This is a genomic window from Pseudomonas sp. LAMO17WK12:I10 (assembly GCF_900215185.1).
GTDB classification, from domain to species: Bacteria; Pseudomonadota; Gammaproteobacteria; order Pseudomonadales; family Pseudomonadaceae; genus Aquipseudomonas; species Aquipseudomonas chlororaphis.
In genome coordinates this window covers 41,898-55,543 of the sequence record NZ_OBDX01000004.1, presented here as the reverse complement: position 1 = coordinate 55,543, position 13,646 = coordinate 41,898, and the positions used below count along the sequence as shown (strand labels likewise).

At 63.6% G+C, this 13,646-nt stretch carries 10 protein-coding genes; 8 read left to right on the top strand and 2 right to left on the bottom strand.

Going from position 1 to position 13,646, the window contains the following annotated elements:
• Positions 1-127: 127 nt before the first annotated feature.
• Both CRO75_RS06320 and arcD (CRO75_RS06315) read right to left on the bottom strand, forming a co-directional pair.
• Positions 128-985 carry an AlkA N-terminal domain-containing protein gene (locus tag CRO75_RS06320; protein ID WP_097134763.1) on the bottom strand — a complete coding sequence of 286 codons (858 nt, stop codon included), beginning with the start codon at positions 983-985 and terminating at the stop codon, positions 128-130.
• Complete coding sequence (gene arcD / locus CRO75_RS06315) at positions 982-2,409, bottom strand: arginine-ornithine antiporter (protein WP_097134762.1); 1,428 nt, start codon at positions 2,407-2,409, stop codon at positions 982-984. Before arcD (CRO75_RS06315) ends, CRO75_RS06320 begins: the two co-directional genes overlap by 4 nt.
• A 448-nt stretch (positions 2,410-2,857) precedes the next feature.
• On the opposite strand from arcD (CRO75_RS06315), the gene arcD (CRO75_RS06310) reads away from it, so the two are divergent.
• The 8 genes from arcD (CRO75_RS06310) (at position 2,858) to gcvP (ending at position 13,511) form a co-directional block, all read left to right on the top strand.
• Positions 2,858-4,285, top strand: coding sequence for an arginine-ornithine antiporter (gene arcD / locus CRO75_RS06310; protein ID WP_097134761.1), 1,428 nt, complete (start codon positions 2,858-2,860; stop codon positions 4,283-4,285).
• Positions 4,286-4,321: 36 nt separating this feature from the next.
• Positions 4,322-5,578 (top strand): arginine deiminase, encoded by a 1,257-nt coding sequence (arcA, locus tag CRO75_RS06305; RefSeq protein ID WP_097134760.1) that lies wholly within the window; start codon positions 4,322-4,324, stop codon positions 5,576-5,578.
• 68 nt (positions 5,579-5,646) lie between these two features.
• Positions 5,647-6,657 carry an ornithine carbamoyltransferase gene (locus CRO75_RS06300; RefSeq protein WP_009045247.1) on the top strand — a complete coding sequence of 337 codons (1,011 nt, stop codon included), beginning with the start codon at positions 5,647-5,649 and terminating at the stop codon, positions 6,655-6,657.
• Between the two features lie 64 nt (positions 6,658-6,721).
• Positions 6,722-7,651: a carbamate kinase gene (gene arcC / locus CRO75_RS06295; protein WP_097134759.1), complete on the top strand. Its 930-nt coding sequence runs from the start codon at positions 6,722-6,724 to the stop codon at positions 7,649-7,651.
• 62 nt (positions 7,652-7,713) lie between these two features.
• Positions 7,714-8,076, top strand: coding sequence for a DUF5064 family protein (locus tag CRO75_RS06290; RefSeq protein ID WP_097134758.1), 363 nt, complete (start codon positions 7,714-7,716; stop codon positions 8,074-8,076).
• Positions 8,077-8,316: 240 nt separating this feature from the next.
• Positions 8,317-9,825: a sigma-54-dependent transcriptional regulator gene (locus CRO75_RS06285; RefSeq protein WP_097134757.1), complete on the top strand. Its 1,509-nt coding sequence runs from the start codon at positions 8,317-8,319 to the stop codon at positions 9,823-9,825.
• A 434-nt stretch (positions 9,826-10,259) separates the two neighbouring features.
• A complete protein-coding gene (gcvH, locus tag CRO75_RS06280) occupies positions 10,260-10,643 on the top strand; it encodes a glycine cleavage system protein GcvH (RefSeq protein WP_009045251.1) in 384 nt (127 codons plus the stop codon).
• A gap of 9 nt (positions 10,644-10,652) precedes the next feature.
• A complete protein-coding gene (gene gcvP / locus CRO75_RS06275; protein WP_097134756.1) occupies positions 10,653-13,511 on the top strand; it encodes an aminomethyl-transferring glycine dehydrogenase in 2,859 nt (952 codons plus the stop codon).
• Positions 13,512-13,646 lie beyond the last annotated feature (135 nt).

The following is a 13,646-nucleotide window of genomic DNA, read 5'->3' as shown; positions in this document are numbered from 1 at the left end:
GCAAAGCGGACGTAAATCAGGCCGCGCGTTACGTCATTCATATCGCGTGCGCAGGGTTGGCGAGGACTGCGTCCTCGATCGCAGCCTCGCAGGCTCGGCAGCGGCTACAGAAACGGCGATCAGGGGGCTACAACGCCGTCCACAAATGCTGCGCCGCGTAGCCGCGCCATGGCCGCCAGGCCTCGGCGCGGGCCAGCAACTGGCTGGCGCTGACCGGTCCGCCTTCGAGCGCCGCCAGGGCATTGAGCAGGCCCACGTCCGCCGCGGGAAAGGCGTCCGCTTCGCGAAATTGGCGCAGGGCCACGTAATGCGCGGTCCAGTCGCCGACACCCCACAGCGCCCGCAAGGCCGACAGGCTGTGTTCGAGGCTGGCCTTGGGGGCAAACAGCTGCGGATCGTCGAGCAGCGCCTGCGCCACGCCGGACAGGGTTCGGCCCCGACTGCGCGGCATGCCCAGGCTCGCCAGATCGGCGCCCGCCATCCGCCCCGGCTCGGGGAACACATGGCTCAACCCCGCTGGCGCCTCCCCGCAGCTCAATGGCTGGCCATACTGCGCCACCAGCTTGCCCGCCAGGCGGATGGCCGCCACCACCGTGATCTGCTGCCCCAGCACCGCGCGTACCGCCAGCTCGAAACCGTCCCAGGCACCGGGTACGCGCAGCCCCGGCCGCGAGGCAATCAAGCGAGCCATCAGCGGGTCGGCGGACAGTTGCCGGTGGATCGGCGCCAGATCGGTGTCCAGGTCCAGCAGGCGGCGGATGCGCGCAACGATCCGCGCGTGGGCCTGCGGGTCGGGAAAGTGCAGGGTCAGCGCCAGCGCATCGCTGTCGCCCGGGCTCACACTGAACCAGCCGTGTACGCCATCGAGGCTGATGCTGCGCGAGTAGCGGTCGCCACTGACGGTCTCCAGCCCCTCGATGGCCCGCACCCGGAGAAAGGCCAGCATCGCCGGCCAGTCATAGGGCGGCTGGTAAACCAGCCTCACAGCGACAGTACTCCGCTGTACAGGCCATAGGCGGCCAGGGTGGCCCCGGCGACCACGCAAGCGAAAATGCCCTTCTCGATGCCGGTGAACAACGGCTCGCCCTGCTCGCGCTTGGCCTTGGCGAACAGGATCACCCCGGGGGCATACAGCAGGGCCGACAGCAGCAGGTACTTGACCCCGCCGGCGTACAACAGCCAGACCGCGTAACACAGGGCCACGCCACCGATGCACAGGTCTTTCATGCGCTCGGCCGAGGCCTGCTCGTAGGTTTCGCCGCGGCCGCTGAGCAATACCGCATAGGCCGCCGACCACAGGTAAGGCACCAGGATCATCGACGAGGCGAGGTAGATCAGGCTGGTGTAGGTCCCGGCGGAGAACAGGGTGATCAGCAGGAACACCTGGATCATGCTGTTGGTCAGCCACAGGGCGTTGACCGGCACATGGTTGGCGTTTTCCTTTTTCAGGAAGGCCGGCATGGTCCGGTCGCGGGCCGTGGCGAACAGGATCTCGGCACACAGCAGCGCCCACGACAGCAAGGCACCGAGCAGGGAAACCGCCAGGCCGATGCTGATCAGCAACGCGCCCCAAGGACCGACGATGTGTTCCAGCACCGCCGCCAGCGACGGGTTCTGCAAGGTCGCCAGTTCCGGCTGGCTCATGATCCCCAGGGACAGCACGTTGACCAGCACCAGCAGGGCCAGCACGCCGATAAAGCCGATCACCGTGGCCCGGCCGACGTCCGCACGCTTCTCGGCCCGGGCCGAATAGACGCTGGCGCCTTCGATGCCGATGAACACGAAGACCGTGACCAGCATCATGTTGCGCACCTGGTCCATCACCCCGCCGAAGTTCGGGTTGCCACGGCCCCAGATGTCGCGGGTGAAGATGTCCGCCTTGAACGCCACCGCGGCAATCACGATGAACATCACCAGCGGCACGATCTTGGCCACGGTGGTCAGCAGGTTGATGAAGGCCGCTTCCTTGATCCCGCGCAGCACCAGGAAATGCACGGCCCACAGCAGTAGCGAGGCGCAGGCGATGGCCACCGGGGTGTTGCCCTGGCCAAACACCGGGAAGAAATAACCCAGGGTGCTGAACAGCAATACGAAGTAGCCGACGTTGCCCAGCCAGGCACTGATCCAGTAGCCCCAGGCAGACGAAAAGCCCATGTAGTCGCCAAACCCGGCCTTGGCGTAGGCGTACACCCCGGAGTCGAGTTCAGGCTTGCGGTTGGCCAGGGTCTGGAAGACGAAGGCCAGGGTCAGCATGCCCACGGCGGTGATCGCCCAACCGATAAGGATCGCCCCGGCGTCGGCCCGGGCCGCCATGTTCTGCGGCAAGGAAAAGATCCCGCCGCCAATCATCGACCCCACCACCAGGGCGATCAGGGCGCCGAGTCGCAGTTTTTGTGTGGTTTGTGGCATGCCTACCTCTGCGTCCGGTCCAATTGTCCGACAACAAACTATATGAAATTAATTAACTTCCACAGATTGGAAACGGACTAAAAGAGTCAATTATTGATCTTTTGTGGAGCCATCGACATGACGAGGATCAGAACATGTTGAATAGTTGGGTTTTTTATTATGGATAAAACCCAAATGCCATCAGCGCGCCGGTCAGCCTTAGAACTTTTTAATGAATTGCGCATTCTGGAAAGCGGACTAGTTTCAATCTGGCGCCAATGAGAAGACCTTTCATCTTGAACCAAAGGCCTTATGGAATGGCGCTTTCAGGCTTCCCACCAGTTTCCGCAAAGACAGCTTAAGTCGTTCATTCACAATGGAATGTAGCAATGACCTGATCTAAATCAGCTGTTCGGATTTCTCGCAGATTTACTCTGACGCCTCTCTTCTCCTGCAATGGAGTCACGCAATGTCTGACACTCCCGGAAAACTACGGCTTGGTGCGTTAGTCGCCTTGGTAGTCGGCTCGATGATTGGCGGCGGGATCTTTTCCTTGCCACAAAACATGGCGGCAAGTGCCGATGTAGGCGCTGTTCTTATTGGCTGGGCTATTACCGCCGTGGGCATGCTGACCCTGGCCTTCGTGTTTCAAACCCTGGCCAACCGCAAGCCTGATCTGGACGGTGGTGTCTACGCCTATGCCAAGGCCGGTTTCGGCGATTACATGGGCTTTTCTTCGGCCTGGGGCTACTGGATCAGCGCCTGGCTGGGCAACGTGGGGTACTTCGTACTCTTGTTCAGCACCCTGGGCTACTTCTTCCCGCTATTTGGGGAGGGGAATACTCCGGCCGCGGTGATCGGCGCCTCGCTGCTGCTGTGGGCCGTGCACTTTCTGGTGCTGCGCGGGATCAAGGAAGCGGCCTTCATCAACCTGGTGACCACGGTCGCCAAGGTGGTGCCGCTGCTGCTGTTCGTGCTGATCGCCCTGTTCGCCTTCAAGCTGGACATCTTCACCGCGGACATCTGGGGCATGAAGAACCCTGACCTGGGCAGCGTGATGAACCAGGTGCGCAACATGATGCTGGTCACCGTGTGGGTGTTCATCGGCATCGAAGGCGCGAGCATCTTCTCCGCCCGCGCGGAAAAACGCTCGGACGTGGGCAAGGCCACCGTGATCGGCTTCATCACCGTGCTGCTGTTCCTGGTGCTGGTGAACGTGCTGTCGCTGGGCATCATGACCCAGCCGGAGCTGGCGAAGCTGCAGAACCCGTCGATGGCGGCGGTGCTCGAGCATGTGGTCGGCCACTGGGGCGCGGTGCTGATCAGCGTCGGCCTGATCATCTCGCTGCTGGGGGCACTGTTGTCGTGGGTGCTGCTGTGCGCGGAGATCATGTTCGCCGCGGCCAAGGACCACACCATGCCGGAGTTCCTGCGCAAGGAAAACGCCAACCACGTGCCGGTCAACGCCCTGTGGCTGACCAACGCCATGGTGCAGATCTTCCTGGTCATCACCCTGTTCTCGGCCAGTACCTACCTGTCGCTGATCTACCTCGCCACCTCGATGATCCTGGTGCCCTACCTGTGGTCGGCGGCCTATGCCGTGCTGCTGGCGGTGCGTGGCGAAACCTACGAAGCGGCCCTGGCCGAACGCAAGAAAGACCTGTTGATCGGCTCCATCGCGCTGCTCTACGCGATCTGGCTGCTGTACGCCGGCGGGGTCAAGTACCTGCTGCTCTCCGCCCTGCTCTACGCCCCCGGCGCGATCCTGTTCGCCAAGGCCAAGCGGGAGTTGGGCAAACCGATTTTCACCAACGTCGAGAAGCTGATTTTCGCCGCAGTGGTCATAGGCGCCCTGTTGGCCGCCTACGGGCTCTACGACGGCTTCCTGACCCTGTAACCGCACAATTGTTTCTACCTCTGGAGGATCACGGTAATGACCACGGAAAAAGTTAAGTACGGCGTCCATTCCGAAGCCGGCAAACTGCGCAAAGTCATGGTTTGCTCCCCAGGCCTGGCCCATCAGCGGCTGACCCCGAACAACTGCGATGAATTGCTGTTCGATGATGTGATCTGGGTCAACCAGGCCAAGCGCGACCATTTCGACTTCGTCACCAAAATGCGCGAGCGTGGGATCGAAGTCCTGGAAATGCACAACCTGCTGACCGATACGGTGCACAACCCCGAAGCCCTGAAGTGGATTCTGGATCGCAAGATCACCCCCGACACCGTCGGCGTCGGCCTGACCAATGAAGTACGCAGCTGGCTCGAAAGCCTGGAGCCACGCAAGCTGGCCGAATTCCTGATCGGCGGCGTGGCCGGCGAGGACCTGCCGGAAAGCGAAGGCGCCAGCGTGATCAAGATGTACCGCGATTACCTGGGCCACTCCAGCTTCCTGCTGCCGCCGCTGCCCAACACCCAGTTCACCCGCGACACCACCTGCTGGATCTACGGCGGCGTGACGCTCAACCCGATGTACTGGCCGGCCCGGCGCCAGGAAACCCTGCTGGCCAGCGCCATTTACAAATTCCACCCCGAGTTCGCCAACGCCGACTTCGAAGTCTGGTACGGCGACCCGGACAAGGATCACGGCCAGGCCACCCTCGAGGGCGGTGACGTCATGCCGATCGGCAATGGCGTGGTGTTGATCGGCATGGGCGAGCGGACCTCGCGCCAGGCCATCGGCCAGCTTGCGCAATCCCTGTTCGCCAAGGGCGCGGTGGAAAAAGTCGTGGTCGCCGGCCTGCCGAAATCCCGCGCGGCGATGCACCTGGACACCGTATTCAGCTTCTGCGACCGCGACCTGGTCACGGTCTTCCCGGAAGTGGTCAAGGAAATCGTGCCGTTCGTCATCCATCCCGACACCAGCAAGCCCTATGGCATGGACGTGCGACGGGAGAACAAATCGTTCCTTGAGGTGGTGGCCGAGTCCCTGAACCTCAAGCAACTGCGCGTGGTGGAAACCGGCGGCAACAGCTTCGCCGCCGAACGCGAGCAGTGGGATGACGGCAACAACGTGGTGGCCCTGGAACCGGGCGTGGTCATCGGCTATGACCGCAACACCTACACCAACACCCTGCTGCGCAAGGCCGGCGTGGAAGTGATCACCATCAGCGCCGGCGAGCTCGGTCGCGGCCGTGGCGGCGGCCACTGCATGACCTGCCCGATCGTGCGCGACCCGATCGATTACTAAACGGCTTTCCCCCGGCCGCACCTCTGCGGTGCTGGCCGGGCCGATTACAGAATCCCTGGAGAATCATCATGGCGTTCAATATCCACAACCGTAACTTGCTCAGCCTCGAACACCACACCGAGCGCGAACTGCGCTACCTGCTCGACCTGTCCCGCGACCTCAAGCGCGCCAAGTACACCGGCACCGAGCAGCAGCACCTCAAGGGCAACAACATCGCCCTGATCTTCGAGAAAACCTCGACCCGTACCCGCTGCGCCTTCGAGGTCGCCGCCTATGACCAGGGCGCCAACGTCACCTACATCGACCCGAACTCGTCGCAGATCGGCCACAAGGAAAGCATGAAGGACACCGCCCGCGTGCTCGGGCGCATGTACGACGCCATCGAGTACCGCGGCTTCAAGCAGGAGATCGTCGAGGAACTGGCGAAGTTCGCCGGCGTGCCGGTGTTCAACGGCCTGACCGACGAATACCACCCGACCCAGATGATCGCCGACGTGCTGACCATGCGTGAGCACGCCGACAAGCCGATCCACGACATCAGCTACGCCTACCTGGGCGATGCCCGCAACAACATGGGCAACTCCCTGCTGCTGGTGGGCGCCAAGCTCGGCATGGACGTGCGCATCTGCGCGCCAAAGGCCCTGTGGCCCCATGACGACCTGGTCAGCCGCTGCAAGCAGTACGCGCAAGAAAGCGGCGCTCGTATCACCCTGACCGAAGACCCGAAAGCCGCGGTCAAGGGCGTCGACTTCATCCACACCGACGTCTGGGTATCGATGGGCGAGCCCGTGGAAGCCTGGGCCGAACGTATCCAGCAACTGCTGCCGTACCAGGTCAACGCCGAACTGATGAAGGCCACCGGCAACCCACGGACCAAGTTCATGCACTGCCTGCCGGCGTTCCACAACAGCGATACCAAGATCGGCAAGCAGATCGCCGAGCAGTATCCGCACCTGGCCAACGGCATCGAAGTGACCGACGACGTGTTCGAGTCGCCGGCCTGCATCGCCTTCGAGCAAGCGGAAAACCGCATGCACACCATCAAGGCGATCCTGGTCTCGACCCTGGCCGACCTGTAACCCCGACGTCCGTGGGGGCGCGACTTGCTCCCACGGGATCACCGAATTCTGGAAGGAATGCATTATGCGTATCGTCGTCGCACTGGGCGGCAACGCCCTGCTCCGCCGGGGCGAACCCATGACCGCGGACAATCAACGCGCCAATATCCGCATCGCCACCGAACAGATCGCCAAGATCCATCCCGGCAACCAGCTGGTGATCGCCCACGGCAATGGTCCGCAGGTCGGCCTGCTGTCGCTGCAGGCGGCGGCCTACACCTCGGTGTCGCCTTACCCGCTGGACGTGCTCGGCGCCGAAACCGAAGGCATGATCGGCTACATCATCGAGCAGGAACTGGGCAACCTGCTGGACTTCGAAGTGCCCTTCGCCACCCTGCTGACCCAGGTCGAAGTCGACGCCAAGGACCCGGCGTTCCAGAACCCGAGCAAGCCCATCGGCCCGGTCTACAGCAAGGACGAAGCAGAAAGACTGGCCAAGGAAAAAGGCTGGGCCATCGCCCCCGATGGCGACAAATACCGCCGCGTGGTGGCCAGCCCGAAACCCAAGCGCATCTTTGAAATCCGCCCGATCAAATGGCTGCTGGAAAAGAGCAGCATCGTGATCTGCGCCGGCGGTGGCGGCATCCCCACCCTGTACGGCGAGGACGGCAAGCTCCGGGGCATCGAGGCGGTGATCGACAAGGACCTGTGCTCGGCGCTGCTGGCCGAACAGCTGGAAGCCGATCTGCTGGTGATCGCCACCGACGTCAACGCGGCCTTTATCGACTGGGGCAAGCCATCGCAGAAAGCCATTGCCCAGGCGCACCCGGACGAAATGGAAAAGCTCGGCTTCGCCGCCGGCTCCATGGGACCGAAGGTCCAGGCGGCCTGCGAGTTCGCCCGCCATACTGGAAAAGTCGCGGTGATCGGTTCACTCTCGGACATCGAAGCGATCGTCCAGGGCAAGGCCGGTACGCGCATCAGCACCGCCCAGCCGGGCATCACTTACCGATAAGAGCAACTCAGGGTGCAGGCCGCTGGCCTGCACCGCTCCCCATGCCTTGAAAGGAGAGAGCCATGGCCCAGTTCGAACCCGGTCATTTACACATCGAGCGACATGCACTGACCAAGGACGATGTCAGCTACAACATCTGTATCGACTATGAAGTCGCGCAGGACCCCAAGGAAGGCAAAGGGATGCAGTTCAAGATGCATGGAACGATTCAGGGCAAGGCGCTCGATGAACCGTTCTTTCTGCCCAAGGATCAGGCTTACAACTTCGCCAGCAACGTGACGAAAATCGCCGAGAAGTATGGGATTCCCAAGGCACTGAGCGGCATCGGCTCGCTGCACAAATATTACGACGCGATGTTTGAGGACGTGCGGGTGCAGCTGAATATGAAATCCGGGGATCCAGTCAAACCCGAACACCTCGAATAACCCCAGTCCGTGGGTCGCGGGCTTCCCCTGCCCGCTTAACCTGTAGGAGCGAGGCTTGCCCGCGATAGCCTCAACGATGAAGCGGGAAGCCTGGCCTGATACGCCGCGGCGTCCTTGAGTTCATCGCGGGCAAGCCTCGCTCCTGCAGAAGCCCCGGCGGACCGTGCGGTGCATTTCACCAAACCCGTCTCGCCAAGGCATACTTGCCACCCTCCGTTTTCCAGAACCCTTGACCGCCCCATGCGCATCCACGTCAGCTTTATCGACCGCGTCGGTATCACCCAGGAAGTCCTGGCCCTGCTCGGTGGGCGCAACCTCAACCTGGATGCGGTGGAGATGGTGCCGCCCAACGTCTACATCGACGCCCCGACCCTCAGCCCGCAAGTGCTGGAAGAGCTGCGCGATGCGCTGTTCAGCGTGCGCGGCGTGCAGGCCGTGACGGTGGTCGACATCCTGCCCGGCCAGCGCCGCCACTTGCAGCTCGACGCCCTGCTGGCGGCGATGACCGACCCGGTGCTGGCCCTGGACAGCGCCGGCAACGTGCTGCTGGCCAACCCGGCGCTGATTGCCCTCTATGGCCGCGAGCCGGCCGGGGAAAGCGTGGCCGAGCTGTTCGACGACCCGGCGCTGCTGGAAACCCTGCTGGAACAGGGCTTTCGCCTGCCCCTGCGGGAAATCACCCTCAACGGCCAGACCCTGCTGCTGGATGCCACGCCGATCACCGACGCCGGCGCGCTACTGACCCTGTATCAGCCCAATCGCATCGGCGAACGCCTGTCGGCCCTGCACCATGACCATGCCGAAGGCTTCGATGCCCTGCTCGGCGACTCCCCGGCCATCCGCACCCTCAAGGCCCGCGCCCAGCGCGTCGCCGCGCTGGATGCCCCACTGCTGATCCAGGGCGAAACCGGTACCGGCAAGGAGTTGGTGGCGCGGGCCTGTCACGCCATCAGTGCGCGGCACGGCGCGCCGTTTCTGGCGCTGAACTGCGCCGCCCTGCCGGAGAACCTCGCCGAAAGCGAGCTGTTCGGCTACGCCCCCGGCGCCTTCACCGGCGCCCAGCGCGGCGGCAAGCCGGGGCTGATGGAGCTGGCCAACCAGGGCACGGTGTTTCTCGACGAGATCGGCGAAATGTCGCCCTACTTGCAGGCCAAGCTGCTGCGCTTTCTCAACGACGGCAGCTTTCGCCGGGTGGGCGGCGACCGTGAGGTCAAGGTCAATGTGCGGATCCTCAGCGCCACCCATCGCGACCTGGAAAAGATGGTCGCCGAGGGCAGCTTTCGCGAAGACCTGTTCTATCGCCTCAACGTGCTGAATGTGGAAGTGCCGCCCCTGCGCGAGCGCGGCCAGGACATCCTGTTGCTGGCGCGCTATTTCATGCAACAGGCCTGCGCGCAGATCCAGCGCCCGGTCTGCCGCCTGGCGCCCGGCACCTATCCGGCGCTGCTGGGCAACCGCTGGCCCGGCAACGTGCGCCAGCTGCAGAACGTGATCTTCCGCGCGGCGGCGATCTGCGAAAGCAGCCTGGTGGACATCGGCGACCTGGATATCGCCGGCACCTCGGTGGCCCGCCAGAACGACACCGAAGTCGAAAGCCTGGAACAGGCCGTCGAGGAGTTCGAGAAGGCGCTGCTCGAAGGCCTCTACGTCAACTACCCCTCGACCCGCCAGCTGGCCAGCCGCCTGCAGACCTCCCACACCGCCATCGCCCATCGCCTGCGCAAATACGGCATCCCCAACAAGCCCTGAGCCGCCGCGACTCTTGATGTTGTAGCCGCTGCCGCAGGCTGCGATCGCTCCCGCCGGGAGCGCAAGATCTCAAGATCGCCGAAGGCCTTCGGCCTTATCGCAGCCTGCGGCAGCGGCTACAGGTGGTGTAACCGCATCTGAAAGCGACCTCCACCTGTACTGAAAGCGCTACAGTGGAACGATATCGCTACAACCAGTTGTAATCGGCGCTACGCAAGGCTTTGATCCCCATAGGCTTTTTCCTGGCCCTCCAGCTGTAGCGTTTTCGCTACAGTCGTTAGCTTCCGGCCATCATCAAGAACATATAACTCATTGATTAATAACAACTAAAAAACATTGGCCGTATTTTTGCTAAGGGCTTACCCATTCCGCTCGGCCCTGCACGAGCATTCAATCGCGTCCACCAGACGAATCTGGCCCCTTGAGGAGTTTCCATGAGCGAGTTGCGTTTTACTGAAGATCACGAATGGCTGCGTACCGAAGCCGATGGCAGCGTTACCGTCGGCATCACGGCTTTCGCGCAAAACGCCCTGGGCGATGTGGTGTTCGTGCAATTGCCGGAACTGCAGGCCTACGACAAGGGCGCCGAAGCCGCCACCGTGGAATCGGTAAAAGCCGCCAGCGGCGTGTACATGCCCCTGGACGGGGAAGTGGTGGAAACCAACCCGGCCCTGGAAACCAGCCCCGAGCTGGTCAACGAAGACCCGCTGGGCGAAGGCTGGTTCTTCCGCTTCATTCCCGCGAACGCCGCCGCTGTCGGCCAACTGCTGGATCAGGACGCCTACGACCGCCTGATCAAAGCCAACGCCGACGCCTGAGGAACCGCCATGACTCAAGTCAACCTGAGCACCGCCAACGAATTCATCGCGCGCCACATCGGCCCGCGCCAAGGCGACGAGCAAGCCATGCTCAACAGCCTGGGCTTCGACTCCCTGGAAGCCCTGAGCGCCAGCGTGATCCCCGACAGCATCAAGGGCACCAGCGTCCTCGACCTGCCCGCCGGGCAGAGCGAAGCCGACGCACTGGCCTCGATCAAGGCCATCGCCGCCAAGAACCAGCTGTTCAAGACCTACATCGGCCAGGGCTACTACAACTGCCACACGCCGTCGCCGATCCTGCGCAACCTCCTGGAAAACCCGGCCTGGTACACCGCCTACACCCCGTACCAGCCGGAAATTTCCCAGGGCCGCCTGGAAGCGCTGCTGAACTTCCAGACCCTGATCAGCGACCTCACCGGCCTGCCGATCGCCAACGCCTCCCTGCTCGACGAAGCCACCGCCGCCGCCGAAGCCATGACCTTCTGCAAGCGCCTGAGCAAGAACAAGGGCAGCCACGCCTTCTTCGCCTCCAGCCATTGCCACCCGCAGACCCTTGACGTGCTGCGCACCCGTGCCGAGCCGCTGGGCATCGACGTGGTGGTCGGCGACGAGCGCAAACTGACCGACGTCAGCCCGTTCTTCGGCGCCCTGCTGCAATACCCGGCGAGCAACGGCGACCTGTTCGACTACCGCGAGCTGACCGAGCGCTTCCACGCCGCCAACGCCCTGGTGGCGGTCGCCGCCGATCTGCTGGCGCTGACCGTGTTGACCCCACCGGGTGAATTCGGTGCCGACGTGGCCATCGGCAGCGCCCAGCGCTTCGGTGTGCCGCTGGGCTTCGGTGGCCCGCATGCGGCCTACTTCTCCACCAAGGACGCGTTCAAGCGCGACATGCCGGGCCGTCTGGTCGGGGTGTCCGTGGACCGTTTCGGCAAGCCGGCGCTGCGCCTGGCCATGCAGACCCGCGAGCAACATATCCGTCGCGAGAAAGCCACCAGCAACATCTGCACCGCCCAGGTGCTGCTGGCCAACATCGCCAGCATGTACGCCGTGTACCACGGCCCCCAAGGCCTGAGCCGGATTGCCCGGCGCATCCACCAGCTGACCGCGATCCTGGCCCAGGGCCTGAGCAAGCTGGGGATCAAGGTCGAGCAGGAAAACTTCTTCGACACCCTGACCCTGCACACCGGCGCACGCACCGCGGCGCTGCACGACAAGGCCCGCGCCCAGCGCATCAACCTGCGGGTGATCGACGCCGGGCGCCTGGGTCTGTCGCTGGACGAAACCACCGGCCAGGCCGATGTACAAGCGCTGTGGAGCCTGCTGGCCGACGGCCAGGCGCTGCCGGACTTCGCCGCGCTGGCCAGCACGGTACAGAGCCGTATCCCGGCGGCGCTGGTGCGTCAGTCGGCGATCCTCAGCCACCCGGTGTTCAACCGCTATCACTCGGAAACCGAGCTGATGCGCTACCTGCGCAAGCTCGCGGACAAGGACCTGGCCCTGGACCGCACCATGATCCCGCTGGGCTCGTGCACCATGAAGCTCAACGCCGCCAGCGAAATGATCCCGATTACCTGGGCCGAATTCGGCGCCCTGCACCCGTTCGCCCCGGCCGAGCAAAGCGCCGGCTACCAGCAACTGACGTCCGAACTGGAAGCCATGCTCTGCGCCGCCACCGGCTACGACGCGGTGTCCCTGCAGCCGAACGCCGGCTCCCAGGGCGAATACGCCGGCCTGCTGGCCATTCGTGCCTATCACCAGAGCCGTGGCGACGACCGTCGCGACATCTGCCTGATCCCTTCGTCCGCCCACGGCACCAACCCGGCCACCGCCAACATGGCCGGTATGCGCGTGGTGGTCACCGCCTGCGACGCCCGTGGCAACGTCGATATCGAAGACCTGCGGGCCAAGGCCATCGAGCACCGCGAGCACCTCGCCGCGCTGATGATCACCTACCCGTCGACCCATGGCGTGTTCGAGGAAGGCATCCGCGAAATCTGCGGCATCATTCATGACAACGGCGGCCAGGTGTACATCGACGGCGCCAACATGAACGCCATGGTCGGCCTCTGCGCCCCGGGCAAGTTCGGTGGCGACGTATCGCACCTGAACCTGCACAAGACCTTCTGCATCCCCCACGGCGGTGGCGGCCCGGGCGTCGGCCCGATCGGCGTCAAGTCACACCTGGCGCCGTTCCTGCCTGGCCACGCGGCCATGGAACGCAAGGAAGGCGCGGTCTGCGCCGCGCCGTTCGGCAGCGCGAGCATCCTGCCGATCACCTGGATGTACATCCGCATGATGGGCGGCGAAGGCCTCAAGCGTGCCTCGCAGTTGGCGATCCTCAATGCCAACTACATCTCCCGTCGCCTGGAAGAACACTATCCAGTGCTCTACACCGGCAGCAACGGCCTGGTGGCCCACGAGTGCATCCTCGACCTGCGCCCGCTCAAGGACAGCAGCGGCATCAGCGTCGACGACGTCGCCAAGCGCCTGATCGACTTCGGCTTCCACGCCCCTACCATGTCGTTCCCGGTGGCCGGCACCCTGATGATCGAGCCGACCGAAAGCGAATCCAAGGAAGAACTGGACCGCTTCTGCGACGCCATGATCCGCATCCGCGAAGAAATCCGCGCGGTGGAAAACGGCAGCCTGGACAAGGACGACAACCCGCTGAAAAACGCCCCGCACACCGCAGCGGAAATCGTTGGCGAGTGGTCGCACCCCTACAGCCGTGAACAGGCGGTGTACCCGGTGGCCTCGCTGATCGAAGGCAAATACTGGCCTCCGGTCGGCCGCGTCGACAACGTGTTCGGCGACCGCAACCTGGTGTGCGCCTGCCCGTCGATCGAAAGTTATCAGGACGCCTAAGACGGCATCGCCGTCCATCGCGGGCAAGCCTCGCTCCTACAGATACTGCGTATACCTGTAGGAGCGAGCCTGCTCGCGATGCTCGTGAACCATAACGCGGAGCACCGGAACAACCCGGTGCCCTCAGGTTCATCG

Coding starts and splice junctions, on each gene's coding strand:
- arcD (WP_097134762.1), bottom strand. CDS start 2,409: ATGCCACAAACCACACAAAAACTGCGACTCGGCGCCCTGATCGCCCTG.
- arcD (WP_097134761.1), top strand. CDS start 2,858: ATGTCTGACACTCCCGGAAAACTACGGCTTGGTGCGTTAGTCGCCTTG.
- arcA (WP_097134760.1), top strand. CDS start 4,322: ATGACCACGGAAAAAGTTAAGTACGGCGTCCATTCCGAAGCCGGCAAA.
- CRO75_RS06300 (WP_009045247.1), top strand. CDS start 5,647: ATGGCGTTCAATATCCACAACCGTAACTTGCTCAGCCTCGAACACCAC.
- arcC (WP_097134759.1), top strand. CDS start 6,722: ATGCGTATCGTCGTCGCACTGGGCGGCAACGCCCTGCTCCGCCGGGGC.
- CRO75_RS06290 (WP_097134758.1), top strand. CDS start 7,714: ATGGCCCAGTTCGAACCCGGTCATTTACACATCGAGCGACATGCACTG.
- CRO75_RS06285 (WP_097134757.1), top strand. CDS start 8,317: ATGCGCATCCACGTCAGCTTTATCGACCGCGTCGGTATCACCCAGGAA.
- gcvH (WP_009045251.1), top strand. CDS start 10,260: ATGAGCGAGTTGCGTTTTACTGAAGATCACGAATGGCTGCGTACCGAA.
- gcvP (WP_097134756.1), top strand. CDS start 10,653: ATGACTCAAGTCAACCTGAGCACCGCCAACGAATTCATCGCGCGCCAC.